The sequence below is a fragment of the Acidovorax sp. GW823-FHT02H02 genome (genome assembly GCF_058797075.1).
The window spans coordinates 1-25,165 of the sequence record NZ_JBXAJH010000026.1 but is presented as its reverse complement, the minus strand read 5'-3'; the positions used below and the strand labels follow the sequence as shown (position 1 = coordinate 25,165).

General features: G+C 61.9%; 26 protein-coding genes and 1 pseudogene. 10 read left to right on the top strand and 17 right to left on the bottom strand.

What is annotated here, in order from left to right:
* Window positions 1-111 precede the first annotated feature (111 nt).
* Genes AC1RDS_RS19990 through lptF form a run of 5 tightly spaced genes read right to left on the bottom strand, consistent with a single transcriptional unit; the run spans window position 112 to window position 4,938 of the window.
* Window positions 112-1,284 (bottom strand): pyridoxal phosphate-dependent aminotransferase, encoded by a 1,173-nt coding sequence (locus tag AC1RDS_RS19990; protein ID WP_287878944.1) that lies wholly within the window; start codon window positions 1,282-1,284, stop codon window positions 112-114.
* A gap of 47 nt (window positions 1,285-1,331) precedes the next feature.
* A complete protein-coding gene (locus tag AC1RDS_RS19985; protein ID WP_026436814.1) occupies window positions 1,332-2,273 on the bottom strand; it encodes a CysB family HTH-type transcriptional regulator in 942 nt (313 codons plus the stop codon).
* Window positions 2,274-2,316: 43 nt separating this feature from the next.
* Window positions 2,317-2,709, bottom strand: coding sequence for a sirohydrochlorin chelatase (locus tag AC1RDS_RS19980; protein WP_287878949.1), 393 nt, complete (start codon window positions 2,707-2,709; stop codon window positions 2,317-2,319).
* A gap of 19 nt (window positions 2,710-2,728) precedes the next feature.
* Complete coding sequence (lptG, locus tag AC1RDS_RS19975; protein WP_092698519.1) at window positions 2,729-3,844, bottom strand: LPS export ABC transporter permease LptG; 1,116 nt, start codon at window positions 3,842-3,844, stop codon at window positions 2,729-2,731.
* Window positions 3,841-4,938 carry an LPS export ABC transporter permease LptF gene (gene lptF / locus AC1RDS_RS19970; protein WP_092698517.1) on the bottom strand — a complete coding sequence of 366 codons (1,098 nt, stop codon included), beginning with the start codon at window positions 4,936-4,938 and terminating at the stop codon, window positions 3,841-3,843. The genes lptG and lptF overlap by 4 nt, the downstream gene beginning before the upstream one ends.
* 23 nt (window positions 4,939-4,961) lie before the next feature.
* Here lptF and AC1RDS_RS19965 point away from each other — a divergent pair, with 23 nt between their 5' ends.
* The 4 genes from AC1RDS_RS19965 (at window position 4,962) to AC1RDS_RS19950 (ending at window position 8,647) form a co-directional block, all read left to right on the top strand.
* Window positions 4,962-6,479, top strand: coding sequence for a leucyl aminopeptidase (locus AC1RDS_RS19965; RefSeq protein ID WP_092698515.1), 1,518 nt, complete (start codon window positions 4,962-4,964; stop codon window positions 6,477-6,479).
* A 7-nt stretch (window positions 6,480-6,486) separates the two neighbouring features.
* Complete coding sequence (locus AC1RDS_RS19960; RefSeq protein WP_092698513.1) at window positions 6,487-6,921, top strand: DNA polymerase III subunit chi; 435 nt, start codon at window positions 6,487-6,489, stop codon at window positions 6,919-6,921.
* A 251-nt stretch (window positions 6,922-7,172) separates the two neighbouring features.
* Window positions 7,173-7,385, top strand: coding sequence for a hypothetical protein (locus AC1RDS_RS19955; protein WP_342029666.1), 213 nt, complete (start codon window positions 7,173-7,175; stop codon window positions 7,383-7,385).
* A 131-nt stretch (window positions 7,386-7,516) separates the two neighbouring features.
* Complete coding sequence (locus AC1RDS_RS19950) at window positions 7,517-8,647, top strand: branched-chain amino acid ABC transporter substrate-binding protein (protein WP_092698509.1); 1,131 nt, start codon at window positions 7,517-7,519, stop codon at window positions 8,645-8,647.
* 127 nt (window positions 8,648-8,774) lie between these two features.
* On the opposite strand, the gene AC1RDS_RS19945 is transcribed toward AC1RDS_RS19950, so the two are convergent.
* Entirely contained in the window at window positions 8,775-9,782 is a 1,008-nt protein-coding gene (locus AC1RDS_RS19945) for a D-2-hydroxyacid dehydrogenase family protein (protein WP_026437788.1), read from the bottom strand.
* A 645-nt stretch (window positions 9,783-10,427) separates the two neighbouring features.
* A complete protein-coding gene (gene lexA / locus AC1RDS_RS19940) occupies window positions 10,428-11,102 on the bottom strand; it encodes a transcriptional repressor LexA (protein WP_092698507.1) in 675 nt (224 codons plus the stop codon).
* Window positions 11,103-11,183: 81 nt separating this feature from the next.
* On the opposite strand from lexA, the gene AC1RDS_RS19935 reads away from it, so the two are divergent.
* Entirely contained in the window at window positions 11,184-12,137 is a 954-nt protein-coding gene (locus AC1RDS_RS19935; protein WP_092698505.1) for an asparaginase, read from the top strand.
* Window positions 12,138-12,196: 59 nt separating this feature from the next.
* On the opposite strand, the gene adk is transcribed toward AC1RDS_RS19935, so the two are convergent.
* The 6 genes from adk to AC1RDS_RS19905 all read right to left on the bottom strand — a co-directional run bounded on the left by adk (window position 12,197) and on the right by AC1RDS_RS19905 (window position 16,208).
* Complete coding sequence (adk, locus tag AC1RDS_RS19930; protein WP_092698503.1) at window positions 12,197-12,853, bottom strand: adenylate kinase; 657 nt, start codon at window positions 12,851-12,853, stop codon at window positions 12,197-12,199.
* Window positions 12,854-13,009: 156 nt separating this feature from the next.
* Complete coding sequence (kdsB, locus tag AC1RDS_RS19925; RefSeq protein WP_092698501.1) at window positions 13,010-13,816, bottom strand: 3-deoxy-manno-octulosonate cytidylyltransferase; 807 nt, start codon at window positions 13,814-13,816, stop codon at window positions 13,010-13,012.
* Window positions 13,813-13,995 carry a Trm112 family protein gene (locus tag AC1RDS_RS19920; RefSeq protein ID WP_026436501.1) on the bottom strand — a complete coding sequence of 61 codons (183 nt, stop codon included), beginning with the start codon at window positions 13,993-13,995 and terminating at the stop codon, window positions 13,813-13,815. Before AC1RDS_RS19920 ends, kdsB begins: the two co-directional genes overlap by 4 nt.
* An 18-nt stretch (window positions 13,996-14,013) precedes the next feature.
* The gene (gene lpxK, locus AC1RDS_RS19915) at window positions 14,014-15,087 is read right to left on the bottom strand and encodes a tetraacyldisaccharide 4'-kinase (RefSeq protein WP_348682485.1); all 1,074 of its coding nucleotides are present in this window, start codon (window positions 15,085-15,087) and stop codon (window positions 14,014-14,016) included.
* A 5-nt stretch (window positions 15,088-15,092) separates the two neighbouring features.
* Window positions 15,093-15,530, bottom strand: a complete 438-nt coding sequence (locus tag AC1RDS_RS19910; protein WP_348682484.1) for an ExbD/TolR family protein — start codon at window positions 15,528-15,530, stop codon at window positions 15,093-15,095.
* 30 nt (window positions 15,531-15,560) lie between these two features.
* On the bottom strand, window positions 15,561-16,208 hold the full coding sequence (locus AC1RDS_RS19905; protein ID WP_026436504.1) for a MotA/TolQ/ExbB proton channel family protein: 648 nt from the start codon (window positions 16,206-16,208) through the stop codon (window positions 15,561-15,563).
* 351 nt (window positions 16,209-16,559) lie between these two features.
* On the opposite strand from AC1RDS_RS19905, the gene xseA reads away from it, so the two are divergent.
* Entirely contained in the window at window positions 16,560-17,885 is a 1,326-nt protein-coding gene (gene xseA / locus AC1RDS_RS19900) for an exodeoxyribonuclease VII large subunit (protein WP_348682482.1), read from the top strand.
* Between the two features lie 160 nt (window positions 17,886-18,045).
* Complete coding sequence (locus AC1RDS_RS19895; RefSeq protein ID WP_026436506.1) at window positions 18,046-18,627, top strand: superoxide dismutase; 582 nt, start codon at window positions 18,046-18,048, stop codon at window positions 18,625-18,627.
* Window positions 18,628-18,768: 141 nt separating this feature from the next.
* On the opposite strand, the gene AC1RDS_RS19890 is transcribed toward AC1RDS_RS19895, so the two are convergent.
* Window positions 18,769-19,188 carry a DUF192 domain-containing protein gene (locus AC1RDS_RS19890; protein WP_287879006.1) on the bottom strand — a complete coding sequence of 140 codons (420 nt, stop codon included), beginning with the start codon at window positions 19,186-19,188 and terminating at the stop codon, window positions 18,769-18,771.
* A 225-nt stretch (window positions 19,189-19,413) separates the two neighbouring features.
* Complete coding sequence (locus tag AC1RDS_RS19885; RefSeq protein ID WP_092698534.1) at window positions 19,414-19,653, bottom strand: hypothetical protein; 240 nt, start codon at window positions 19,651-19,653, stop codon at window positions 19,414-19,416.
* Window positions 19,654-19,943: 290 nt separating this feature from the next.
* On the opposite strand from AC1RDS_RS19885, the gene AC1RDS_RS19880 reads away from it, so the two are divergent.
* Window positions 19,944-22,178, top strand: a complete 2,235-nt coding sequence (locus AC1RDS_RS19880) for an NADP-dependent isocitrate dehydrogenase (protein ID WP_026436508.1) — start codon at window positions 19,944-19,946, stop codon at window positions 22,176-22,178.
* 250 nt (window positions 22,179-22,428) lie between these two features.
* A complete protein-coding gene (gene icd / locus AC1RDS_RS19875; RefSeq protein ID WP_348682481.1) occupies window positions 22,429-23,688 on the top strand; it encodes an NADP-dependent isocitrate dehydrogenase in 1,260 nt (419 codons plus the stop codon).
* 179 nt (window positions 23,689-23,867) lie between these two features.
* On the opposite strand, the gene AC1RDS_RS19870 is transcribed toward icd, so the two are convergent.
* Both AC1RDS_RS19870 and AC1RDS_RS19865 read right to left on the bottom strand, forming a co-directional pair.
* Complete coding sequence (locus tag AC1RDS_RS19870; protein ID WP_348682480.1) at window positions 23,868-24,206, bottom strand: YggL family protein; 339 nt, start codon at window positions 24,204-24,206, stop codon at window positions 23,868-23,870.
* 100 nt (window positions 24,207-24,306) lie between these two features.
* Window positions 24,307-24,513, bottom strand: a pseudogene (locus tag AC1RDS_RS19865) (tryptophan synthase subunit beta); the annotation flags it as partial.
* Between the two features lie 48 nt (window positions 24,514-24,561).
* Here AC1RDS_RS19865 and AC1RDS_RS19860 point away from each other — a divergent pair.
* Entirely contained in the window at window positions 24,562-24,954 is a 393-nt protein-coding gene (locus AC1RDS_RS19860) for a hypothetical protein (RefSeq protein WP_348682479.1), read from the top strand.
* Window positions 24,955-25,165 lie beyond the last annotated feature (211 nt).

Here is a 25,165-nt window from a genome sequence, read left to right as displayed (position 1 = left end):
GCTCAAATTTTGAGTGGGGCGTTTCTGCTTGCGGGCAGCAAACATATGCGTGTCTTATGGAGGCGGGAAACTGTCCGTCCTTCAACCGTACAATCCATCCCGCCTACCTTCTCAGAGTTTTCGTAAACGTGTAATTGCTTCACGCAGGGTTGCATCGTTTTTAGCAAAACAGAAGCGGATCACACCTTGGTTGAAATTGTCGCCATAGAAAGCTGAGAGAGGGATAGCTGCAACCCCCATTTCGCGTGTGAGCCATTGACAAAAATCGGACTCAGGAAGAGTGCTTATTTCAGAAATGTCGACACACTGGAAATAGCTGCCCGTACTGGGTAGCAGTTTCAGGCGGGAGCCTTCCAGTCCATGGCGGAACAGATCGCGTTTGGCCTGATAGAAAGCTGGTAGTTGCAGATAAGGTGCTGGATCTCTCAGATGCTCCGCCAATCCATGTTGCATCGGAGTATTGACGGTGAACACATTGAATTGGTGCACTTTGCGGAATTCGGCAGTGAGCGATGCGGGTGCTGCGACAGCTCCGACCTTCCATCCTGTGACATGGAAAGTTTTCCCAAAACTCGATACGACAAACGCGCGAGAGGCAAGCCCCGGAAAACGGGCAGCGCTCTGGTGCTCGGCGCCATCGAAAACCATATGTTCGTAGACTTCGTCGCTGATGAGCAGGATGTTGGTGGGCGCCAGCAGATCCTGTAGTTTTTGCATATCCGCGGCACTCCAGATGGTGGCGCTCGGGTTGTGCGGGCTGTTGATGATGAGTGCGCGGGTACGTGGTGTGATTGCTGCGCCGATGCGATCAAAGTCAGGGCGAAAAGTCCCTGGGGTAAGAGGTACGCGAACAACGGTGCCGCCCGCCAATTCAATATTGGGCGCGTAGCTGTCATAACAGGGGTCGAGCACGATGACTTCATCGCCCGCATGCACGATGGCAAGAATGGCTGTGAAGATCGCCTGAGTGGCTCCTGCCGTGATGGTTATTTCCGTGGTTGGATCATATTTTCGGCCATGCAGTGCTTCAATTTTTAGAGCAACTGCTTCGCGCAACGCAGAAATGCCAGGCATCGGCGGGTACTGGTTGTGGCCATTCTTCATGGCCTGGGTCACAGCGTTTACCAAGGCAGGATCACATTCAAAATCAGGAAACCCCTGGCCCAGGTTAACCGCACCATGCTCCGCGGCCAATGCCGACATGACGGTAAAAATGGTGGTGCCAACGTGGGGCAGCTTGCTCGGAAATGTGGGGGTGAGCGATTTCTGCAGCGTGTTTGTCATAGGGAGAGGGCGGACGAGATGGAGGATTGGAAAACTCTGCCGACTGATCAGAGCTCGTAATCGTTGACATGCCCGGTCATGGCGCGGGCAATCAATTCGCGACTCAGACGGTCACTGAGCAGTTCGGCGAATTTATAGACAAAGTTGCGTAAATAGGCGCCGCGCTTAAAAGCCACGCGTGCTACGCTTTGACCGAAAAGATGTCCCACGGGGCGTACCACCAGATCACCCACCGGGTCGTCACGCATGGCCATTTCTGCCACGATGCCTATGCCCAGGCCTAGCCGGACATAAGTCTTGATCACGTCTGAGTCTATGGCTTCCAGTGCAATGCGAGGCTGTAGGCGCCTGGTTGCAAAAGCCAGATCAATCTTGCCCCGACCTGTGAATGTGGGGTGGTATGTAATGAGTGGTTCATGGGCTATGTCATCCAGGCCAATGCGTTCTTTATGGATCAACGAATGGTTGGGGGGAAGCACCAATACATGTTGCCATTCATAGCAGGGCAGGGTCACCAATTCGGGATAGTCGGCCAGCGACTCGGTGGCCATGCCGATTTCTGCCACTTCATCAATGACCATGCGGGCGACCTGGTCAGGCGTGGTCTGGTGCAGGCTGATGTTGACTTTGGGGTACGCCTCTCGCAGCCGCGCTACTGGTACGGGCAGTACATAGCGGGCCTGGGTGTGGGTTGTTGCGATAGACAGCGTTCCACTGTCCTGCGCACTGAACTGCTCGCCAATGCGCTTCAAGTTTCCCACCTCACGCATGATGACTTCTATACTTTTGAGGACATGCTGGCCTGGCTCTGTAATGCGCTTGAGCCGCTTGCCATGGCGCGCAAAGATGTCGATCCCCAGTTCCTCTTCCAACTCAATGATCGCCTTGGACACACCCGGTTGGGATGTGTGCAGGGCTTTGGCGGCTTCGGTCAGATTGAGGTTGCGGCGCGCGGCCTCTTGAACAAATCGAAATTGGTGCAGGTTCATATCAGATGCGGCCTAAAAAGTCGCATCATTATGCTGCATTTGTCTAAGGGGATGGTGTGGTTGCCGAAGTGTCGCAAGCAATCTCGGCCATCAGGGCTGTCATTCGGTTGTCTTCACCAATTGCACCCTGCACCGCGAAGTGCACTGACGTGTGGCGCAAGCGCAGTTGCTCTACCAACACGGGCAGGTCTTCGCGTGCATGCTTGCCGGTGCCCAGAAACATGGGTACCACCGTGATATGGGTCGCCCCTTGTTGCGTGAGTAGGTCGGCAGCCTGTGCCAATGTGGGTTCGCAAAGCTCAAGATAGGCGCATTGCACCAGCATTTCAGGGTGCTGCGAGCCAATGCGCGCGGCAACAGCCTCGATGGGGGCGCGCCATAGTGGATCGCGTGAACCATGCGAAAAGAGAACGATGGCAGGTGATTTTCGGGACATACAACGTGCGGCGCAAAGGTCAGCGTCGCAATACAAGCCACCCAAAGGCTGCAAGCGACAACAAGGAGTAAATCATTCCCGGAGCAGCCGCAGTGAGCCACGGGGACCAATTTTGTAGATTGCCTGCGTAGCCAAAAACATTGTTGAGCAGGAAGAAGCTGATGCCCGCCATCACTCCGCCAAACACATAAGCTGCGATGCCGCCCGCACGAAAGTGCAAGTAGGCAAAAGGCAATGCCAGCACCACCATCACCAGGCAACTCAATGGGTAAAAAACCTTGCGCCAGAACTCGATTTCATAGCGTTGGGCAGACTGGCCATTGGCATCAAGATGCCGGATATATTGGAAGAGATCAAACGTGGCCATGCGGTCAGGTTTGAGCAGCGAAGCAGCAACCATATCCGCGCTGATGCGAGTCGGCCATTGCAGCATCGGTGCCTGTAAGTGTTCAACACGGGCTTCTTCACCGCCTTGAAGTACAAAGCTGCTGCGCCGCACCTGATGTAACTCCCAGCTTCCCTTGTGCCCAGGCGACGTGAAGCGTCCAGTTTCCGCATAGGTCTGCGACGCCAGCTGCCCCTTCTCATCAAACTCAAAAATGCGCACGCCCATCATGCCGCCATCTGGCGCCAATGCGCGCACGTTCACTGCATAGGAATGCTCTTGTTGGCGTTCCTTGAGCCAGGCGCCGGTTGCGCCAGAGGTCAATCGGCCCAGGTGGCGTACTTTGATGAGCTGCGCTGTCCGTTCGGTCAGGGGAGAAATGTAATCACCCACGGCAAACGTCAGCAGCACGAAAAATCCCCCGAGTGTCAGCAACGTGCGCAACGCTTGCCAGGGACCCAAGCCACTCGTGCGCATGATGGTGAATTCAGAGCTTTGCGCCAGCCGCGCCATCACGAAAATAGTCCCGATGAGTACGGTAATCGGGAGTAGCTCATACAGATGACTGGGAATGCTCAGGGCGACAAAGAGCAGCGCATGAGACAGTTGGTAGCCGTCAGGCCCCGCCCGTTCAACCCAGCGCAGTTCGTCCACCAGATCGAAGAAAAAAAACAGCGCCAGGAAACCCAGGGTCACAAATCCCACGGCAAGGAGGGCTTCGCGATGAATGAAGCGGCGAAGTACCTTCATGGGATCCTCCGTGCAGGCTGTAGGCGCCGCAATGTCCAGCGGTTGTGCCTTACGGCCAAAATGATCAGGGCGAGAACGAGAGTGCCACCGTGCAGGAAAAACATAAAGGCTGACAGGCTCAACTTTCCTGCTCCCACCCAGCTCTGTCCCAGCGTCATGAGGTTGAAGTAAACAACGAAGGCGAACAGGGCAAACATCAGGCTTCCGCTGCGCCCGGCGCGCGGGTTCACGCTGGCCAGCGCCAGGCCCAGAATCACAAAATTGATGGCTGCCAGCGCGAGTCCCAGCCTCCAGCCCAGTTCTGCCTGATAGGCGGGAATCGTCGATTCCATCAATAACTCATGCGTGGTGCGGGTTTTGACAGCGAGCTGTTCTGTTGAGGTGCTGGAGGCCGACCCTATGCGCGTGCCGTATTCGGCGAACTCGCTGATCTTCAGGCCATGTTGGTCCGTGGCGGATTCCAGCCGCTGCCCCTGGCTGAGCAGCGCAAAACGTTCGCCAGCGCGTACCTCCAGTCGGGCACTGCGGGCGGATGTCACCGACTCCTTGGTGCCGTTGCTGGTAGCGATGAAAATATTGTTACCTACCTGTGTGTCCGGGCTGTCCTTGTCGATAAAGAACACCCGGGTGCCGTTGGCGGATTCCTGAAACTCACCTGGTGCGATGCGGTCGATGTCGCTGCGTTGTTCATACCGGGTCTTGAGTTCCTGTATCTGCGCATTGGCCCAGGGCCACACGCCCAAGGACAGGATGGCAATGACCGCCATCACAGGCCACGCGAAGCGCAGCAAGGGGCGAAGCAGACTCACCAGACCCTGGCCGGCTGAGAACCAGATGACCATTTCGCTGTCCCGGTACATGCGTGACAGCACGCTCACCACGGCCATGAAAAGGCTCAGGCTGAGAATGGTGGGGAGCTGCCCCAGCACCGTGAAACCCATGACCAGCATGACGTCGGAAGGATTGACGCTGCCGCGCGACGCCTGGCCCAGGGTACGGATCAGCATCATGGTCATGACCACGGTCACCAGCACGACGAGCGTCGCCCCAAAGCTGCGCGCCAGTTCTTTGCGAATGGATGAATCGAATAACATTGGCTCGAAGGAAAACAGCGATTATGAACTTTGATCTGAAGACGCTGGCGCTGCCAGCAGCGGCAACCGAAAAATGCGATCTCCTGGTCGTATTGGTCCCCGAGGGCTTCAGGCCGGGACGGGATGCCTTGTCGGTGCTCGTGGACCATGCGCTCAAATGTGGCGATCTCGATACCAAAGCAGGAAAGAGCCTGCAACTCTATCTGGCACCGGCCTTGAGCGCGCGTCGCGTCGTTTTGCTGGGGGCTGGCAATGGCTCGGCCCGCGCCGTTCGTCTGGCGCTGCAGGCCATCGCCGCAAGTTTCAGGTTGCCCCAGGTCAAGCGTGCCGTGGTTTGCTTTGCTGGGGATGCCCAGGCAGGTGGGGTATGCGCTGCCGTGCAGGCAGTGGCGGATGCCAGTTATGTCTACACCACCACCAAGTCCAAGGCGCAAGCGCGCACCTTGAACCGGGTGGTGATCGGTGTCCCCCGTGCAGAGGCGGTTCGCGAGGCTTTTGCGCAAGGGGTTGGGCTGGTGGGGGGCGTGGAATTTGCCAGGGAATGGGGGAACCGTCCGGCCAACCACGCAACGCCGAGTCTTTTGGCCGAAGCCGCCAAGTCCCTTGCGGGGCAACCCCGCATCCAGTGCAAAGTGCATGGCCCCAACGACGTGGCCCGTCTGGGCATGGGTGCATTCATCGCTGTCGCGCAAGGTTCGGAGGAGCCGCTGCGGTTGATCGAGCTGCGATACAGCGGTGCGGGCAAGGCCGAGGCACCGGTGGTGTTGGTGGGTAAGGGCATCACTTTTGATACCGGCGGCATTTCCATCAAGCCTGCTGCCGAAATGGATGAAATGAAGTTCGACATGTGTGGCGCAGCGAGTGTGCTCGGCGTGTTTCGCGCACTTGGAGAATTGCAACCTGCGATCAATGTGGTCGGCCTCATTCCCGCCTGTGAGAACATGCCGGATGGTCGGGCTGTGAAACCCGGTGACGTTGTTTCCAGCATGAGCGGTCAGACCATCGAGGTGTTGAATACAGACGCGGAAGGTCGGTTGGTTCTGTGTGATGTATTGACCTACGCAGCGCGTTTCAAGCCTGCGGCGTTGGTGGACATCGCCACCTTGACCGGGGCCTGTGTGATTGCTTTGGGAGGCGTGCGCAGTGGACTCTTTTCCAACAACGACGCACTTGCCGCAGCCCTTGCTTCGGCCGGGGAGACGGCTGAGGACCTTTGCTGGCGCATGCCGCTGGACGAGGACTACGCCGAGGGCTTGAAGAGCAATTTCGCGGACATGGGCAATGTGGCGGGGCGGGCAGGTGGCTCTATCACTGCTGCCAAGTTCCTGCAGCGTTTCGTGGGAGAGCTTCCGTGGGCGCACCTCGACATTGCCGGAACCGCATGGAAAGGGGGGGCCGCAAAGGGCGCCACTGGCCGGCCGGTAGGATTGCTGGTGCATTACCTGCTGGGCCATGCGCAGCAGTTGTCTGCGCAGAATGCGAAGAAAGAGGGTGCACCCGCGCAGCCGGCAAAGCGCAAGGGCCGCTCAAAGCCCGACTGAGATCGGTATGACTGAAATAGCTTTCCACTTCAATACGCCTGACAAACTGGTCTACGCGTGCCGGTTTGCACGCAAGGCGCAACGCAGTGGCGTGCGGCTCTTGATCACCGGTCCTGCGGACATTCTGGCGGAACTGGACGGAATGCTCTGGAACATGATGCCGCAGGATTTTCTGGCGCATTGCCGCAGCGATGCTGGGGACGAGCTTTTGCGTTTCTCCCCTGTGGTGCTCGCTCTGGATGCGCGGCAAGCGCCGCATCAAGAGATGCTGCTCAACATGGGAGGTGAAGTCCCTGAAGGGTTTGGTAGCTTTGCTCGTTTGGTCGAAGTGGTGAGTGCCACGGATGAAGCGGACCGGCGTGGAGCGCGAACCCGCTGGCGCCACTATGCATCGCGAGGGTATTCCATCACCCGCCATGATCTGGTCTCGAAAGCTGACTGATGCCTCTTCCTCCCAAGTCACTCCCTCGTTTTGTGCCAACCCTCACTGAAGTGGTACAGGGGGTGGACATGCTCCCCGTTTCAGTGCCTCTGGCGGTCGAACCCACCATTGCGAAACCCGCACCGTCGCCCCAGTTCGGGGTTTTGCCTCCTGTGGCGCCTGTGCAGACGTTGGACAGGAATGCGGCGGGTAATTACGGTGCCCGGCCCATCCAGTCATCCCCCCGTCCGGTACCACCCGTGCCGCCGGGCATGGAAGAGTACATGGTGCACCGAGTGATGCAGCGCGTCGATGGGGTGCTGGATCAGCGGTTGCGTGAAGCGATTGCCCTGGTGATACAGGAGCAGACACGCTCCGTGCTGCCCCGCCTTCGGGAAGAGATTGAATCGGTGGTACGGCATGCGGTCTATGAAGCAGTGGCCGACGAATTGGCTGGCGGTGCTTCGCCGCAGCCGGGGAGATGACAGGGTAACTCCCTGTGGTTTCCCGTGCATTTACGCGTGTTCCCTAGTGATCTGGCCCGTAAATTGCGATATGTTCACCTGCGTTGAGACACAAGAACTATTCTCAGCGTTTATCTTTACTGGAGATTAATATGCAATTGAAGTTGAAACTGACCGCTGTTGCTGCTATCGCGGCTGTTGCTGGTATGGCCTCTGCACAAGAGCAAGTGGTCAAGATCGGCCATGTGGCTCCGGTTTCCGGCGCGCAAGCCCACTATGGCAAGGACAACGAAAATGGCGCGCGCATGGCCATCGAAGAGTTGAACGCTCAGGGCATCACCATCGGTGGCAAGAAGATCAAGTTCGAGTTGCAAGCCGAAGACGATGCAGCGGACCCCAAGCAGGGCACGGCGGCTGCACAGAAGTTGTGCGATGCCAAGGTGGCTGGCGTCGTGGGTCACCTGAACTCCGGCACAACCATTCCTGCGTCCAAGGTCTACAACGACTGTGGCATTCCCCATGTCACGGGTGCAGCCACCAACCCCAACCTCACGAAGCCTGGTTACAAGACCACATTCCGTATCATTGCCAACGACAATGCCTTGGGGGCTGGACTGGCTTTCTACGCGGCTGACACGCTCAAGCTCAAGACCGTCGCCATCATTGATGATCGCACGGCGTATGGCCAGGGTGTGGCCAACGTGTTCAAGAAGGTGGCTGCAGAAAAGGGCATGAAGGTGGTGGACGAGCAGTTCACAACCGACAAGGCCACCGATTTCATGGCCATCCTGACGGCTATCAAGTCCAAAAATCCTGATGCGATCTTCTTCGGCGGCATGGATCCCCAGGGCGGCCCGATGCTGCGCCAGATGGAGCAATTGGGCATGGGCAACGTGAAATATTTCGGTGGTGACGGTATCTGTACCTCCGAAATCGCCAAGCTGGCTGCCGGTGCCAAGACGCTGTCCAATGTGGTGTGTGCCGAAGGCGGTGCGTCACTCGACAAGATGCCCGGCGGCAAGGCATGGAAGGCCAAGTACGATGCCAAGTATCCAGGCCAGTTCCAGGTCTATAGCCCCTACACCTATGACGCCACGCACTTGATCGTGGACGCCATGAAGCGTGCCAACTCGGTGGACCCCAAGGTCTATACCCCTGAATTGCTCAAGTCGCAATATAAGGGCGTAACCTCCACGATCGCATTTGAGCCCAACGGTGAAATGAAGAACCCCGCCATCACCCTGTACGTGTACAAGGACGGCAAGAAGACGCCTCTGAACTGAATTCAGAGACAACTTGGCGGCATCTTTGGGTGCTGCCCACCTACCAAAATGGCTTCCTTCGGGAAGCCATTTTTTATGGGATGCCTGCTCAATTCACAACGGCGGGAACTGGAGGTTGCGCCGGCACTCAGCGCCGGACTTGCAGTGCGCCCGGGTTCACGATATTCGTCGGCGTACCCTTGATGTAGTTCACCACGTTGTCGAAGGCAGCACCGAAATACAACTCGTAGCTGTCCTGCTCGACATAACCAATGTGGGGCGTGCAGATACAGTTTTCCAGGCGCAGCAGGGCATGGCCTTGCAGGATGGGTTCGCTCTCAAACACATCAACGGCTGCCAAACCTGGGCGTCCTCGGTTCAGCGCCGCAATCAGGGCGTCGGGTTCAATCAATTCAGCGCGCGAGGTATTGACCAGCAGTGCGGTGGGCTTCATGCACGACAGGTCTTCCAGCGAAATGATGCCGCGGGTTTCATCATTGAGTCGCAGGTGCAGAGAGAGCACATCGCACTGCGAGAAGAACTCTTCCCTATTGGTAGCCGCCTGGTATCCGTCGGACAGGGCCTGGGCGCGGGAGGCCTCACGACCCCACACCCGTACGTTCATGCCAAATGCCCGGCCGTAGCCGGCCACCAGTTGTCCAATACGGCCATAGCCCCAGATGCCCAGTGTTTTTCCTCGCAGTACGCTGCCGATGCAGAAGTTGGGGGGCATCGAGGCCGCCTTGAGACCGGACTGTTGCCAGGCGCCATGTTTGAGGTTGGCAATGTACTGGGGCAAGCGCCGCATGGCTGCCATCACCAGCGCCCAGGTAAGTTCAGCTGGCGCCACAGGTGAACCTACCCCCTCGGCCACGGCGATGCCACGCTCGGTGCACGCAGTCACATCGATATGGCTGCCGATCTTGCCGGTTTGGGCAATCAGCTTCAGTCGTGGCAGTTTTTCGACCAGCTGGCGCGTGATCTGGGTGCGTTCACGCACCAGCACGATGATGTCTGCATCTTTCAGGCGCACGGCCAGTTGCCCCTGGCCTTTCACCGTGTTGGTGTAGACCTTTGCTGAGTAGGGATCGAGCCGGCTTGCGCAATGGAGTTTGCGCACCGCATCCTGATAGTCATCCAGAATCACAATATTCATCCCGCCATTGTGCCTTGGCGGGGGCTGGTCGGAAGTCTTGCCGCCCCTAGGCTCTCGAACAGAATGCAACGTTTTGTGGCACCCGTTGCGCCAGAGCTGGGGATATGGACCTCAGTGGCATGTTTCGCAAGCTGCCATGCGCTCCAGCTCGGCGCAGACATCGGCCATGCGGCCCGAGATGACCATGCGCCCGACCTCTGAGCGGGATGCCGGATGCAGAACGCGCACAGGGCGTCGGGTGCCTCGACGGCTTGCGGCGCCCGGCCCGGTGGTGGTGCAAGACGCACTGTGCATGCGAGCAGCGGGCTGACAGCCTGCGCTGCCTGACGCCGAACCTGCCACCTCTGGGACGATGCTGGCCACCGCGCAGGACAAAAGACCTTCGTGGCGCACGCAGGGTGTGCGAGCCGAGTGCGCAGGGCTGTGCGCAGGCGTGCAGCGCCTGGGGTGCAGCCACTGCGCGAGGGTGTGAATCGGTTGAGATAGTGCAGAGAGTGCGAACAAGGCAAGTCCCATGTGAAAACTCCATGTATCAGGGGTTGAGCACAGGCAGGATTGCAGGGGGTGCGCGCTCTCAGGGCTGGAAAACCCGCCAGGGGCTTGCCAAACGCCCGCCACCTGAGGCGCGCAGCAGAGGATGGGGAATTACATGAGCATGGTGTTGCGGATCAAGCCCACGGCCAGGCCTTCAATCGCGAAAACCTCGCCTGGCTGAACCACAATCACGGGGTAATCAGGGTTTTCGGGCAGCAGCTCAATGGTGCTGGCCGTGCGACGCAGGCGTTTGACGGTGACATCGTCACCGAGCCTGGCCACCACGATCTGGCCGTTGCGGGCTTCCCGGGTGGATTGCACGGCTAGCAGGTCGCCGTCCATGATGCCGGCGTCGCGCATGGACATGCCGCGTACCTTGAGCAGGTAGTCGGGCTTGTGCTGGAAGAGACTGTTTTCCACACTGTAGGTCTGGTCCACATGCTCCTGCGCGAGAATGGGCGAGCCCGCAGCCACGCGGCCAATCAGGGGCAAGACCAGCTGCGACAATCCCGGGATGGGCAGGCTGAACTGGGTGCCGCGCGCTGCATTGATGGAGCGCACTGTGTCGCCACGCAAGCGGATGCCGCGGGACGTGCCGCTGACCAGCTCGATGACGCCCTTGCGGGCAAGGGCTTGCAGGTGCTCTTCTGCGGCGTTGGCCGACTTGAAGCCCAGCTCGGTGGCGATTTCTGCCCTGGTGGGCGGAGCGCCGGTGCGGGAGATAGCCACCTGGATCAGGTCCAGGATTTGTTGCTGGCGGGCCGTGAGCTTGGGGTTGTCGAGCATGGTGTTTCCAGTGCGTGCCACGTTGGTGGAGATAACTGTGTATTAATCCAGTTACTGTATTTTTCACCAGTTTTTCAAAGGATGCAAGTGAACAGTCAAAAAATTGTGGTCTTGGGAACCGGTGGAACCATTGCTGGCACTTCTGCTACCCGGGGTGACAACATTGGTTACACCGCCGCGCAGGTGGGGGTTGAGCAGTTGCTGCATGGGGTGCCCGGCTTGCAGGCAGTGGCCTGCGGGGGGCTGGAGGCCGAGCAGCTGGCACAACTGGACAGCAAGGACATGGAGTTCAGTGTGTGGCAGGTGCTGGCAGAGCGCTGCACCAGCGCGCTTGCCGATCCCGAGGTGCGCGGCGTGGTCATCACCCATGGCACGGATACGCTGGAAGAGACCGCCTGGTTCTTGCACTCGGTGCTGGACGCCCGCAAGCCGGTAGTGTTGACCTGCGCGATGCGGCCCGCCACGGCCTTGACACCTGACGGCCCGCAGAACCTGCTCGATGCCGTCGCCGTGGCGACGACTGCGGGGGCCAGGGGTGTGATGGTGGTGGCGGCTGGCGTGGTGCATGGCGCGCAGTGTGTGCAGAAGGTGCATCCCTACCGGGTGGATGCATTCAGCTCGGGGGATGCCGGCCCGCTGGGCTGGGTGGAGGAGGGGGTGGTGCGTTTGGTGCAGGGTTGGCCGTTGGCACAATCAGGAGAGGCGCAATTTGCTATTGGAAGGGTAGCAAATTGCGTGCAATGGCCGCGTGTCGAGGTGGTGATGAGTTACGCTGGCGCCACGGGTGCGCTGGTGGACGCGCTGGTGCGCGACGGCGTGCAGGGCATTGTGGTGGCCGCCACGGGCAACGGCACGCTTCATCATGTGCTGGAATCAGCGCTGCTGCGCGCGCAGGCGGCTGGTGTGAAAGTCATGCGTTCCACGCGCTGCCCGGAAGGCCAGGTGTTGCCCAGGCCCGGCGATGCGTTACCCGATTCCCGGGGCCTGTCCCCTGTGAAGGCACGCATCTCGCTGATGCTGGATCTGCTGCCGTGATCGCTTATCGGCAGTAACGCACCCACCGGAGGCCCAGCCGGTGCGGATCGCGCGGTGGTTCAGCTCGCCAGGGCCTGCATTGCGCGTGCCGTGATTTCTTCGACGCTGCCCGTGCCGCTGATGGCGCGGTATTTGGGGGCGGCATCGGGCTCGGCCTTGGCCCAGTGGCTGTAGTAGTCCACCAGCGGGCGGGTCTGGTCGCTGTAGACCTGCAGGCGTTTCTTGACGGTTTCTTCCTTGTCATCTTCGCGCTGGATCAGCTCTTCGCCGGTCAGGTCGTCCTTGCCTGCCACCTTGGGTGGATTGAACTTCACGTGGTAGGTGCGGCCGCTGGCGGGGTGCGAGCGGCGGCCGCTCATGCGCTCGATGATGGCGTCGAACGGCACATCGATTTCAAGCACGTAGTCGAGCTTGACGCCTGCGGCTTTCATGGCGTCGGCCTGGGGGATGGTGCGGGGAAAACCGTCGAACAGGAAGCCCTGGGCGCAGTCGGGTTGCGTGATGCGTTCCTTGACGAGGCCGATGATGATGTCGTCGCTGACCAGGGCGCCCGAATCCATCACGGCCTTGGCCTGCAGGCCCAGCGGCGTGCCAGCCTTGACGGCTGCGCGCAGCATGTCGCCGGTGGAGATTTGCGGGATGCCGTATTTCTGGCAGATGAACGTGGCTTGCGTGCCCTTTCCGGCACCGGGGGCGCCCAACAGAATCAGTCTCATGGAAATCCTCGAAGGTTAGAAATCGGCTGGCACGGCTGGCAGTAGGCGCAACGAAGGCCCAAGACGCAGTGCTTTCTTTGCGGGCAAGGATAGCATGTGCATGCCTCGCCCTGGCTTACGGCGAGGGTCCCCAGCCAAGGGGTGGCTGCCGTGGTTTCAGGCCAGCAGTGCGCGCACCCGATGCAGGTCGGCGGGCGTGTCCACGCCCGGGCCGGGAGCCTGAGCCGCAATGTGCACGGCAATGCGGTGGCCATGCCACAGGGCGCGCAATTGTTCCAGCGCTTCCACCGCCTCGGTGGGCGCCTGGGCCAGGCCAGGAAACTGCCGCAAAAATCCGGCGCGATAGCTGTAGATGCCGATATGGCGCAGCGGTGCGAACCCGTTCAGGGCCGCCACGCCCGGTGCGGCTTGGGCCGCGGCGCCTTGCCACCAGGACTGGCCCGCGTGGTCGCGGGCGTGCGGAATCGGTGCCCGGCTGAAATAGTGGGCCAGGCCCCGCGCATCCAGCACGACCTTGACGACGTTGGGGTTCTCGTAGTCGGCCAGGGTGTGGATGGCGTGGGCTGCCGTGCCCATGCTGGCTTCGGGGCGGGCGGGCAGCAGGGCCGCCACGGCATCGATGAGCGCGGGGTCCATCAGGGGCTCGTCGCCCTGCACGTTGACCACCACGGCATCGCCGTCCAGTCCGAGCTGGGTGCAGGCTTCTGCCAGCCGGTCGCTGCCGCTGGCGTGGTCGGTGCGCGTGAGCAGGGCCTGCACCCCGTGGGCCTGGCAGGCCTGCAGGATGCGCGGATCGTCGGCCGCCACCACCACGCGGGCTGCAGCGCTTTGCGCGGCGCGGCGGGCCACATGCACCACCATGGGCAGGCCGGCGATATCGGCAAGAGGCTTGTCGGGCAGACGGCTCGATGCCATGCGCGCCGGGATCAGCACCGTGAAGCCGGTGGCCGTGGCGGGGCTCACGCCTCCAGTTCCTCGTCGGTCAGGGTTCGCGCCTCGTTTTCCAGCAGCACGGGAATGCCGTCGCGCACGGGGTAGGCCAGGCGGGCGCTGCGCGACACCAGTTCCTGGCGCTCGCGGTCATAGGTCAGCGGACCTTTGGTGACAGGGCAGACCAGCAATTCAAGCAGTTTGGGATCCATGGCGGCGTTTTCCGGAAATCAGGCAGAGGGGGATGATAGCGGCGCGGTCCGCCACACCGACAGCCGGGCGTCGAGGGCGGCCATGAAGGCGGGATCGATCCAGAGCTCCAGTGGCACCGCCAGCGCATCGGGGTGCAAAGGCCAGAGCTTGACAGCGTCTTTTTCAGTGCAAATCAGTGTCAAGCGCTTATCAGTAAAACGCTTCCAGCCATTGAAGTCATCGTGATCTGGCAGGGCTTCGGCGCCTGCCAGCTGAAGGCCTTGCGCCCGCAGCATGGCAAAGAATTCTTCGGGCCGCGCGACTGCCGCCACGGCATGCACCGGGTCGCCACGCAGCGAGGCCAGCGGCACCTGCCGGCCATTCGCGCGCAATGCATGGGGTGCCAGCCTGCGCTGCAGTGCAAAATTGGGCGCGCTCCCGGCGGGGGGCGCGCCGGCGTGCAGCACCCAGTCCACCCGCCTGGGCCAGGGCTCGCGCAGGGGGCCGGCGGGCAGCAAAAAACCGTTGCCCACGCCGTCGCTGTTGAAGATACAGATCTCCAGGTCGCGCGCCAGGGCCAGGTGCTGCAGGCCATCGTCGCACACCAGGATGTCGGTGCCGGGGTGGGCGGTGAGCAGCGCGCGCGCCGCCGTGATGCGCAGGGGCGCCACAAAAACGGGTGCCTTGGTGGCGCGGGCAATCAGGGCAGGTTCATCCCCCACTTCCAGGGCCGGGCTGTCGGGGTGTACCGCGCGGCAGTCGCGGGTGATGCGGCCGTAGCCGCGCGAGATCACGCCCGGCTGCCAGCCCTGTGCCTGCAAATGCCGAACCAGGGCAATGACCACGGGGGTCTTGCCCGCGCCACCGGCAATCACATTGCCCACCACGATGACCGGCACGCCCGGGTGTTCTGTGCGCAGCACGCGCAGCTGGTACAACGCGCGCCGCAGTGCCACCAGCGCGCCGTAGGCCAGGGACAGTGGCCACAAGGCCCAGGCGGCAGGCCCGCGCGAGCGCCAGATGCGTGCCAGCCCCGTGGGCTGGAGGCCGCCAGCGGCCGGCTTGACCGCGGGGGAAGGCGAGGAGGGCGGCTGCGGCCCTGCGGCAGCCATCGTGGCTAGCGGCCGTTGCCTGTGCGGGCCGACACCGAAGACTGCGTTGCAAACGTGATCTGGCTCAGGCCCACGCGCCGCGCGGCCTCCATCACGGTCACCACCGCCTGATGGGGCGCCGTGGCATCTGCACTGATGATGACCACGCTGTCGCGGCCGGCGCTGGCCGCCTGGCCCAGTGCACGGGCCACCGCATCCACGCCCTTGCCGTCGACGGCGGCCTTGTTGACGGCATAGCGCCCGTCGGCCGCCACGGCCACGATCACTTCCTTGGGATGGTCGCGCTGCTGCTCGGCGTCGGCCACGGGCAGCGTCAGCTGCAGCTCGGTGAACTTGCTGTAGGTGGTGGTCAGCATCATGAAGATGAGGATCACCAGCAGCACATCGATGAACGGGATCAGGTTGATCTCGGGCTCATCCTTGGGACGGGGGCGAAAGTTCATGCGCTCAGTCTTTCAGGCACCGCGGGGCGCTCATTTCGTTTTGCGCAGCCGCAGGATGTGGCGCACAAACTGCTCGGAGGCCAGCTCCAGCGTGAGCAGGTAGGCATCCACGCGGCTGCGGAAATAGCGCCAGAAGATCAGCGCCGGAATCGCCACGATCAGGCCGAATGCCGTGTTGTACAGCGCAACCGAGATGCCATGCGCCAGCTGCGCCGGGTTGCCGCCGCCCATGGCCTGGCTGGCGCCGCCGGTACCTACCTGCGAGCCAAAAATCTCGATCATGCCGATCACGGTACCCAGCAGGCCCAGCAGCGGGGCTGCCGAGGCTATGGTTGCCAGGGCATTGAGGTATTTTTCGAGCCGGTGCGCCACAGTGCGCCCGGCGCCCTCCATGGTGGCGCGCAAATCGGCCTCGGTGCACAAAGGATTGTTGTTGAAGGCGCGCAGGCCGCTGGCCAGCACCTCGCCCAGCGCGGAGTTCTGGGCCAGCTGGTTCACCACATCGGGCGTGGGCACGGCCTTGGCCGACACGGTGATGGCTTCGTCCAGCAATTTGGGGGGGGCGACACGCGCGGTTTTCAGGGCCACGAAGCGCTCGAAAATCAGCGCCAACGCCAGGACAGAGCAGGTGATCAGTGGCCAGATGGGCCAGCCTGCGGCTTGTATGATGGACAGCAATTTTCTCTCCGCTCGGATGAAGGCAAGCGGCGATTATGGCCCAGCTCACCAAGTCTTTCGCGACACAAAAAGTTACACAAAGTTGCGTAGTGCATGCCGTTTTCTCACCCACAAAATCTGTGGATAACTTTGTGGGCAACTGGGCTTGTGGGGCTCGCAAAGCGGCGCCACGCCGTGGGTTCAACAGATTGATGAAAAATTGATCAGTGAAAAATCGTTGTAAATCAATAAGTTGCGCGTGTTTTCGTGTTTTCCTGCGGGTTTTGGCCATAGGGGGTGCAGTGCCTGCTGCTCGCTCCGCGCTGTGGAGTAGTCACTGGGCGCATCGCCTGCAAACGCTGGTGCTGTCTCATGCCTGAGCCCGCCAGTCTTGTAACTGCGCCACGAATCTGGGAAGTTGGCGCGCTGTGCCGCGCCATTGCTGATGCGCTGGAGGCGCGATTCAACCCGGTGGCGGTGCGCGGCGAGATCACGGGCTTTTCGCGCGCATCCAGCGGGCATTGCTACTTCTCGGTGAAAGATGCGAACGGCCAGTTGCGTTGCGCCATGTTCCGCCGCTCGGCCAGCCTGCTTGACTTTTCGCCGCGCGATGGCGAACTGGTGGAGCTGCGCGGGCGCATTGGCGTGTATGAAGCCCGGGGCGATCTGCAGTTCATCGTCGAGAGCATGCAGCGCGCAGGCCAGGGCGCGCTGTTCGAGCAGTTTTTGCGGCTCAAGGCGCAACTGGAGGGTGAAGGCCTTTTTGATGCTGCGCGCAAGCGGCCTCTGCCGCTGCAGCCGCGGGCCATTGGCCTGGTCACGTCGCCGGGCGCGGCCGCGCTGCACGATGTGGTGACGGCGCTGCGCCGGCGGGTGCCGCACATCCCGGTGGTGCTGGTACCGGCGCTGGTGCAGGGCGCGGTGGCCCCGCGGTCCATCGCCAAGGCGCTATCAGAACTGTATCAACTGGCGAAGGCAGGACAAGCGCCCGGGGCCGATTTGGCCCCCAATCCAGCCATTGATGTCATCCTGCTGGTGCGCGGTGGCGGCTCCATGGAGGACCTGTGGGCCTTCAACGACGAGCAGCTTGCGCGCACCATCGTGCAAAGCCCGGTGCCGCTGGTAAGCGGCGTGGGCCACGAAACCGACTTCACCATCGCCGACTTCTGCGCCGACCTGCGCGCGCCCACGCCCACGGCCGCGGCCGAGCTGGTGGCCCAGCCGCGCGAGGTGTGGCTGGGAGCGCTGGGCTTGCTGGCCGGCCGGCTGACCGATGGTATGCAGCGCCAGCTCGACACCCGCCACCAGCGGCTGGACCAGGCGGCCGCGCGCCTGGGCCGGCCCTCGGGCCTCGTGGCCCGGCAGCAGATGCAGCTGGCGCGCCTGGCCCAGCGCATGCGCCATGGTGTGCTGCTAAAAATGCAGCAGTTTGCGCATACCCAGCAAGCGCTGGAGGCCGATTTGCCTGCACTGCTGCAACGCCGGCTGGCGCTGCAGGCCGAGCGCCTGGACCGCGCGGCCCTGCGGCTGCAGCTGCTCGATCCGCGCCTGGTGCTGCAGCGGGGCTATGCGTTGCTGACCGACACCACCGGTCAGGCCGTCACCAGCGTGCGCCAGGCGCAGCCGGGCGATGCCCTGCGCGCCACGCTGGCCGATGGCACGGTGGATGTCACCGTGGTGCAGCCGCGCCTGCTGTAGGACAAATCCACCTTTCTCACGCAACGGCGGGTGTTCTCGCGCAGCCCGCAGCACAGGTCGATTGTTCTTCCTACAATGCCTGCTTGCTCCGCGCCCGACCGCATTGCTGCGCAAGCACTGCGAATGGGTATCCCAGAATTTCAAACCACGAGGAAACACCATGGAACACACCCTTCCCCCGCTGCCCTACGCGATTGACGCCCTGGCCCCGCACTACAGCCAGGAAACGCTGGAATACCACCACGGCAAGCACCACAACGCCTATGTGGTGAACCTCAACAACCTGCAAAAGGGCACCGAGTTTGAAGCCATGACGCTCGAAGAGATCGTCAAGAAATCCAGCGGCGGCATCTACAACAACGCCGCCCAGATCTGGAACCACACCTTCTTCTGGAGCTGCATGGCTCCCCAGGGCGGCGGCGAGCCCACGGGCGCACTGGCTGCGGCCATCCAGGCCAAGTTCGGCTCTTACGCGGCTTTCAAGGAAGCCTTTGTGAAGTCGGCCGTGGGCAACTTCGGCTCGGGCTGGACCTGGCTGGTGAAGAAGGCCGATGGCAGCGTGGACATCGTCAACACCGGCGCCGCCGGCACGCCACTGACCACGGCCGACAAGGCCCTGCTGACGGTGGACGTGTGGGAACACGCTTACTACATCGACTACCGCAACCAGCGCCCCAAGTTTGTGGAAACCTTCCTGGACAAACTGGTGAACTGGAAGTTCGCCGAAGCCAACTTCGCCTGAAGCAGGCAGCAGGGGCGGGTGCTTCACCCGCTGTGCTCCTGAAACCAGAACGGCCCTTGCGGGCCGTTTTGTGTTTTTGGGGCTGCAGCGCTTTGCTGGCAAGCGCTGAAAGCTATATTAAAAATAGCTCAACATGGTGCATCAACGCCGTGCAAACGGAGCACCGCCGAGCTTGAAACCGGCCTTGATGCCCTTTTTGCCGAACCATCCCTGGTTCATCTCCAGCACGTAGCGCACGGGCTTTGCCGAGCAATGCGAATCGGTGGTCTGGGGTTTCATGTCGGCCAGATTGACGATGGTGCCGTCATCGGCCACAAAGGCCGCGGTCAGCGGCAGCAAGGTGTTCTTCATCCAGAAGCATTGCACGCCGGGCTGCTCGAAGATGAACAGCATGCCTTCCTGGGCGGGCATCTCCCTGCGGTGCATCAGGCCGGTCTGGCGCTGTTGCGGCGTTTGCGCCACCTGGGCATCGATGCGGTGCATGCCGGCCGTGAGCTCGACGCGCTGCAGCGCCAGTTGTGGCCTGTCCTGGGCGCTGGATGCGGTGGCCCACAACGCCATCACGCACACCCCCAGGGCGGTCAACGCGGTGGTAATGGGGCCGGCAATGTGGCGTGCGGCGTGGCGGCGGGCAGAGAGTGTGGTTGTCATGGAGCGAAGTGGAGCGGTGGCAGACAGGTGAACGGTAGCAGAGGCGGGCGCAGACCGGAAACAGAAACGCCCGCGAATGCGGGCGATTTTGAAGCAACCGGGGCCGCCATCGGCGGCAGGCCCGTGCCACCGTGATCAGGCGGCTTTCTTGGCGACCTTTTTGGTCTTCTTGGCGGCCGCTTTCTTGTGCTTGGCCTGGGCAGGTGCCTTGGCGGCCTTGGTGGCAGGTGCCGGGGCTGCTGCAGGCGCAGGCGCTGCCATGGGCGCCGCCATCGGAGCAGGCGCGGGAGCGGGGGCGGGTGCAGCGGCTGGGGCTTGTGCAAAAGCACCTGCAGCGAACAGACCAGCCATCAGGACAGCGAGTAGTTTTTTCATATGTGCCATTTCCTTGACGAATCGTCGGGGTGAATGCTTCGCGAACCGCCGCGAAGCTCCACCTGCAACCGTGGCCGGGAGCGCGGCGTTGACAGGGAAACCGGCATGGCAGGGCCCATTGGATCAAAAAATTGGTCAAATTGCGTGCTTTCATTTCGCATCGTGATATTCGATTGCAAAAAAGCCGGGTCGGGCCGGATGCAAGAAAGCACAATGGCGGGGTTCGATCACTGCTACCGGCTGGGCCACCATCCGGTGGTTTTTTTCAGCCATTTCTTGAGACATAAGCGATGAGTACCCAGCAACCCACCATCATCTACACCCTGACCGACGAGGCGCCGCGCCTGGCCACCGCTTCTTTCCTGCCGATCGTGCGCACCTTTGCCGCGCCTGCGGGCATCAACGTGGTCGAGAGCGACATTTCGGTGGCGGCCCGCGTGCTGGGTGAGTTCCCCGAATGCCTGAGCGACGAACAGAAGGTGCCGAACACGCTGGCCGCGCTGGGCAAGAAGACCCTGGAGCCCGACGCCAACATCATCAAGCTGCCCAACATCAGTGCCTCGGTGGGCCAGCTGATCGCCTGCATCAAGGAACTGCAGGGCAAGGGCTATGCGCTGCCAGACTTTCCCGAAGACCCCAAGTCCGACGAAGAAAAGGCGATCCGTGCGCGCTATGCCAAGTGCATCGGTAGCGCCGTAAACCCCGTGCTGCGTGAAGGCAACTCCGACCGCCGCGCACCCAGGGCTGTCAAGGAATACGCACGCAAGAACCCGCACAGCATGGCCGAGTGGAGCCAGGCTTCGCGCTCGCATGTCTCGCACATGCACCGTGGGGATTTCTACCATGGTGAAAAGTCGCTCACGCTGGACAAGGCCCGCGACGTGAAGATGGAGCTGATCACCAAGACCGGCAAGACCATCCTGCTCAAGCCCAAGGTGTCGCTGCTCGACCGCGAGATCATCGACAGCATGTTCATGAGCAAGAAGGCGTTGCTGGAGTTCTACGAAAAGGAAATCGAAGACGCGCGCAAGACCGGCGTGATGTTCTCGCTGCACGTCAAGGCCACGATGATGAAGGTCTCGCACCCCATCGTGTTCGGCCACTGCGTGAAGATTTTCTACAAGGATGCGTTTGCCAAGCACGGCAAGCTGTTCGAAGAGCTGGGCGTGAACGTGAACAACGGCATGGCCAACCTCTACGAAAAAGTGGCCACCCTGCCCACGGCCCAGCGCGAAGAAGTGCTCAAAGACCTGCACGCCTGCCACGAAGGCCGCCCCGAGCTGGCCATGGTGGATTCGGCCAAGGGCATCACCAACTTCCACTCACCCAACGACATCATCGTGGACGCCTCCATGCCCGCCATGATCCGTAACGGTGGCAAGATGTGGGGCGCCGACGGCCGCCTCAAGGACGTGAAGGCCGTGATGCCCGAATCGACCTTTGCACGCATCTACCAGGAGATGATCAACTTCTGCAAGTGGCACGGCGCGTTCGACCCCAAGACCATGGGTACGGTGCCCAACGTCGGCCTGATGGCCCAACAGGCCGAGGAATACGGCTCGCATGACAAGACGTTCGAGATCAGCGAGGACGGCGTGGCCAACATCACCGACCTGGCCACCGGCGAAGTGCTGCTCTCGCAGAATGTGGAAGCCGGCGACATCTGGCGCATGTGCCAGGTCAAGGACGCCGCCATCCGCGACTGGGTCAAGCTGGCCGTGAACCGTGCCCGCAACTCCGGCATGCCCGTGGTGTTCTGGCTCGATGCTTACCGTCCGCACGAGGCCCAGCTGATCACCAAGGTCAAGATGTACCTGCACGAGCATGACATCTCCGGCCTGGACATCCAGATCATGAGCCAGGTGCGCGCCATGCGTTACACGCTGGAGCGCGTGATCCGCGGCCTGGACACCATCAGCGCCACCGGCAACATCCTGCGCGACTACCTCACCGACCTGTTCCCCATCATGGAACTGGGCACCAGCGCCAAGATGCTGTCCATCGTGCCGCTGATGGCCGGTGGCGGCATGTACGAAACCGGCGCCGGCGGCTCGGCGCCCAAGCATGTGCAGCAGCTGGTGGAGGAAAACCACCTGCGCTGGGACTCGCTGGGCGAGTTCCTGGCCCTGGCCGTGTCGCTGGAAGACCTGGGGCTGAAGACCGGCAACGCACAGGCCAAGGTGCTGGCCAAGACGCTGGATGCCGCCACCGGCAAGCTGCTGGACAACAACAAGAATCCCTCGCCCAAGACCGGCCAGCTCGACAACCGCGGCAGCCAGTTCTATCTGGCCCTGTACTGGGCGCAAGAGCTGGCCGCGCAGACCGACGACGCCGCGCTGGCAAAGCGTTTTGCCCCGCTGGCCGAGCAACTGGCTGCCAACGAGCAAAAGATCGTGGACGAGCTCAATGCCGTGCAGGGCAAGCCCGCCGATATCGGCGGCTACTACATGCCCGATCTGGCCAAGCTGGATGCCATCATGCGGCCCAGCCCGACCCTGAACGCGGTGCTTTCCGCCGCAGCCTGACAGACGCGTGGTGGGCCCCTGATATGGGGCCGCCACGACAGGTCAGCCAAAATGCCGTACTGCGGGCCCAGGCCTGCCGTGCGGCATTTTTTTGGGTGGATACGCATCGGGGGATCTGGCGGTGTCAATCCTGCGGGCGGCACGTGTGTACGGCTGCTCGCCGCAAGGTGGGGCCGGTAAAATTGCGGCGTTTCACGGATTTTTCCAACCCGCTGCAGTTCATTCCAACATCCCACTGGAGACTCCCGACATGACCAGCTACCAGCACATCCAGGTGCCTGCCGAAGGCCAGAAAATCACCGTCAACGCCGACATGACCCTTCATGTGCCGGACCAGCCCATCATTCCCTTCATCGAAGGCGACGGCACCGGCGCCGACATCACCCCCGTGATGCTCAAGGTGGTCGATGCCGCGGTGGCCAAGGCCTATGGCGGCAAGAAAAAGATCCACTGGATGGAAGTGTTTGCCGGTGAAAAATCCACCAAGGTGTACGGCCCTGATGTGTGGCTGCCCGAAGAAACCCTGCACGCCGTCAAGGACTATGTGGTCTCCATCAAGGGCCCGCTGACCACGCCCGTGGGCGGCGGCATCCGCTCGCTGAACGTGGCCCTGCGCCAGGAGCTCGACCTGTATGTCTGCCTGCGCCCCATCCAGTATTTCGACGGCGTGCCCTCGCCGCTGAAGGAGCCCCACAAGACCAACATGGTGATCTTTCGTGAAAACTCGGAAGACATCTATGCCGGCATCGAATTCGAAGCCCAATCCGACAAGGCCAAAAAGCTCATCAAGTTCCTGCAGGACGAGATGGGCGTCAAGAAGATCCGCTTCCCCGCCACGTCCGGCATCGGGGTCAAGCCCGTTTCGCGCGAAGGCACCGAGCGCCTGGTGCGCAAGGCGCTCCAGTACGCCATCGACAACGACAAGCCCAGCGTGACCCTCGTGCACAAGGGCAACATCATGAAGTTCACCGAAGGGGGCTTTCGCGACTGGGGCTACGGCCTAGCGGCCAAGGAGTTTGGCGCCGAACTGATCGACGGCGGCCCCTGGATGAAGTTCAAGAGCCCCAAGACAGGCAAGGACATCGTCGTCAAGGACAGCATTGCCGACGCGTTCCTGCAGCAAATCCTGCTGCGCCCCGCTGAATACTCGGTGATCGCCACGCTCAACCTCAACGGCGACTACGTCTCCGACGCCCTGGCCGCGCAAGTGGGCGGCATCGGCATTGCCCCCGGCGCCAACCTGAGCGACACCATCGCCATGTTCGAAGCCACGCACGGCACGGCGCCCAAATATGCCGGCAAGGACTATGTGAACCCCGGCTCCGAAATCCTCTCGGCCGAGATGATGCTGCGCCACATGGGCTGGGTGGAAGCCGCCGACCTCATTATCAGCGCCATGAAGAAGTCGATTGCCAGCAAGAAGGTGACCTACGACTTCGCCCGCCTGATGGAAGGCGCCAAGCAGGTGAGCTGCTCGGGCTTCGGGCAGGTGATGATCGACCACATGTGAAGCGGTGTGCCAGCGTCTGCTGGCGCCTCAAGAAAAGGAAAAACCCCGGTGCTGCCCTCAGCCCGGGGTTTTTGCGTGTATCGGCCCTGCTGCGGCGTTTTACACCCAGCGCAAGGGCGGTGGAGCCTGGCACGCGCCGGGCTTGCCTTCGCGCAGCGCCTGCGGCGTGTGCGGGGCGTTCAGTTTTCGACGTACCAGGCGTCCTTCAAGGCGCTGACCGTGACCCCGGCCACCTCCGGTTGCGCGGCGAGCCAGGCTTGGGTGGCTTGGCGATCACCCTCGGTGGCGGAGCCGCGCAGGTAAGCCATCACGAAACCCTCGCACACCCAGCCGGACGCTGCCAGGTTGCGGGGCAGGATCAACTCGGTCAGAAAGCGGTTCATCAGCGCCTCTTCCTGCTCGGGCGTCAGGGCCTGCTTCACCTTCAGCTCGTACTCGAAGCCGAGTTCCTGGAATTCGCCCACGCGCATCTTCTTGCGAAGGCGGCGGCTGCGTTGCTTGTTGGATGGAAGTGACATGGTGAATACTTGTGGAAGGTGAATGGGGCAATCGTGCCCGGTATTGTCGCCTGGAAGGCGTGTTGGGCCCGGACACGCGAGGGGCTTGTGCCGCCGGGCGTTAAATCCCCAGCACCTTGGCCACGTAATCTGCGTCCTTGTTGCCGCGACCCGAGAGGTTCACGAGGATGTGGGTGTCCTTGCCCAGCGTGGGCGCCATGCGCATGGCCCAGGCCATGGCATGGGCGCTTTCCAGCGCGGGAATGATGCCCTCCACGCGCGAGAGCTGCATGAAGGCATCCAGGCATTCCTTGTCGGTCACCGATTCGTTTTCGCCGGGCTTGCGTCCCCGCATCGCCCCGCCACAGAATGGTCCATGCACCTGCAACCCTACGAAAGCGTGAACGGCGTGCCCTTTACCGCCACGCGCGACGATGTCATCCGTGTCCACGGCCAGCCGCGCAGCGAATTGCGCAACACCGTGGGCCTGACCGCGCTGGACTATGGCGATGTGGTGTACCGCTTTCAGGACAGCGGCCGGCTGGAAGAGGTGACGGCCCGCGCCGAGGTGCTGCACCTGGGCACCGTGGCCGTGCCTTTCCGCGACCTGGCCGCGTTCGTGCGATCGAGCGACAGCGCGGCGTTTGAGCGCGCGGGGTTTCTGGTCAGCCCCCTGTATGGCATTGCCTTTGTGCCAGGGGAGCCTGGCTGGGCGACGGCGCTGGCGCGGCATTGTGTGGGGGAGTGGGAGTCCCTCAGGGTCTCGTAAGCGGTAACCCCCGACCGCGCGGGCACCGTGCGTCCCGGGTGCTTCTTGTCTGGACCAGAGCCTACGAACCCGTGTCTCACGTATTCTTGAAGGATGGGCTGTGCACCAGAGCCCAGTTTTCTCGCATCAAAGGAGGGCGGATTCAAAAGTGAAGTGCAACACCCTGGGTTTCAATGAACGAGGGTGGAGTGCTGCGGGCTGTTGATCAGCA

Bases quoted from the DNA above. Each gene is read 5' to 3' on its own strand.
- AC1RDS_RS19885 (WP_092698534.1), bottom strand. From the start codon at position 19,653: ATGAAAAAACTACTCGCTGTCCTGATGGCTGGTCTGTTCGCTGCAGGT.
- AC1RDS_RS19870 (WP_348682480.1), bottom strand. From the start codon at position 24,206: ATGTCACTTCCATCCAACAAGCAACGCAGCCGCCGCCTTCGCAAGAAG.
- AC1RDS_RS19860 (WP_348682479.1), top strand. From the start codon at position 24,562: ATGCACCTGCAACCCTACGAAAGCGTGAACGGCGTGCCCTTTACCGCC.
- AC1RDS_RS19980 (WP_287878949.1), bottom strand. From the start codon at position 2,709: ATGTCCCGAAAATCACCTGCCATCGTTCTCTTTTCGCATGGTTCACGC.
- AC1RDS_RS19960 (WP_092698513.1), top strand. From the start codon at position 6,487: ATGACTGAAATAGCTTTCCACTTCAATACGCCTGACAAACTGGTCTAC.
- AC1RDS_RS19910 (WP_348682484.1), bottom strand. From the start codon at position 15,530: ATGAACTTTCGCCCCCGTCCCAAGGATGAGCCCGAGATCAACCTGATC.
- lptG (WP_092698519.1), bottom strand. From the start codon at position 3,844: ATGAAGGTACTTCGCCGCTTCATTCATCGCGAAGCCCTCCTTGCCGTG.
- AC1RDS_RS19935 (WP_092698505.1), top strand. From the start codon at position 11,184: ATGCAAGTGAACAGTCAAAAAATTGTGGTCTTGGGAACCGGTGGAACC.
- AC1RDS_RS19920 (WP_026436501.1), bottom strand. From the start codon at position 13,995: ATGGATCCCAAACTGCTTGAATTGCTGGTCTGCCCTGTCACCAAAGGT.
- lexA (WP_092698507.1), bottom strand. From the start codon at position 11,102: ATGCTCGACAACCCCAAGCTCACGGCCCGCCAGCAACAAATCCTGGAC.
- AC1RDS_RS19950 (WP_092698509.1), top strand. From the start codon at position 7,517: ATGCAATTGAAGTTGAAACTGACCGCTGTTGCTGCTATCGCGGCTGTT.
- AC1RDS_RS19945 (WP_026437788.1), bottom strand. From the start codon at position 9,782: ATGAATATTGTGATTCTGGATGACTATCAGGATGCGGTGCGCAAACTC.
- AC1RDS_RS19880 (WP_026436508.1), top strand. From the start codon at position 19,944: ATGAGTACCCAGCAACCCACCATCATCTACACCCTGACCGACGAGGCG.
- adk (WP_092698503.1), bottom strand. From the start codon at position 12,853: ATGAGACTGATTCTGTTGGGCGCCCCCGGTGCCGGAAAGGGCACGCAA.
- icd (WP_348682481.1), top strand. From the start codon at position 22,429: ATGACCAGCTACCAGCACATCCAGGTGCCTGCCGAAGGCCAGAAAATC.
- lptF (WP_092698517.1), bottom strand. From the start codon at position 4,938: ATGTTATTCGATTCATCCATTCGCAAAGAACTGGCGCGCAGCTTTGGG.
- AC1RDS_RS19985 (WP_026436814.1), bottom strand. From the start codon at position 2,273: ATGAACCTGCACCAATTTCGATTTGTTCAAGAGGCCGCGCGCCGCAAC.
- lpxK (WP_348682485.1), bottom strand. From the start codon at position 15,087: ATGGCTGCCGCAGGGCCGCAGCCGCCCTCCTCGCCTTCCCCCGCGGTC.
- AC1RDS_RS19965 (WP_092698515.1), top strand. From the start codon at position 4,962: ATGAACTTTGATCTGAAGACGCTGGCGCTGCCAGCAGCGGCAACCGAA.
- AC1RDS_RS19895 (WP_026436506.1), top strand. From the start codon at position 18,046: ATGGAACACACCCTTCCCCCGCTGCCCTACGCGATTGACGCCCTGGCC.
- xseA (WP_348682482.1), top strand. From the start codon at position 16,560: ATGCCTGAGCCCGCCAGTCTTGTAACTGCGCCACGAATCTGGGAAGTT.
- AC1RDS_RS19955 (WP_342029666.1), top strand. From the start codon at position 7,173: ATGGAAGAGTACATGGTGCACCGAGTGATGCAGCGCGTCGATGGGGTG.
- AC1RDS_RS19990 (WP_287878944.1), bottom strand. From the start codon at position 1,284: ATGACAAACACGCTGCAGAAATCGCTCACCCCCACATTTCCGAGCAAG.
- AC1RDS_RS19890 (WP_287879006.1), bottom strand. From the start codon at position 19,188: ATGGCGTTGTGGGCCACCGCATCCAGCGCCCAGGACAGGCCACAACTG.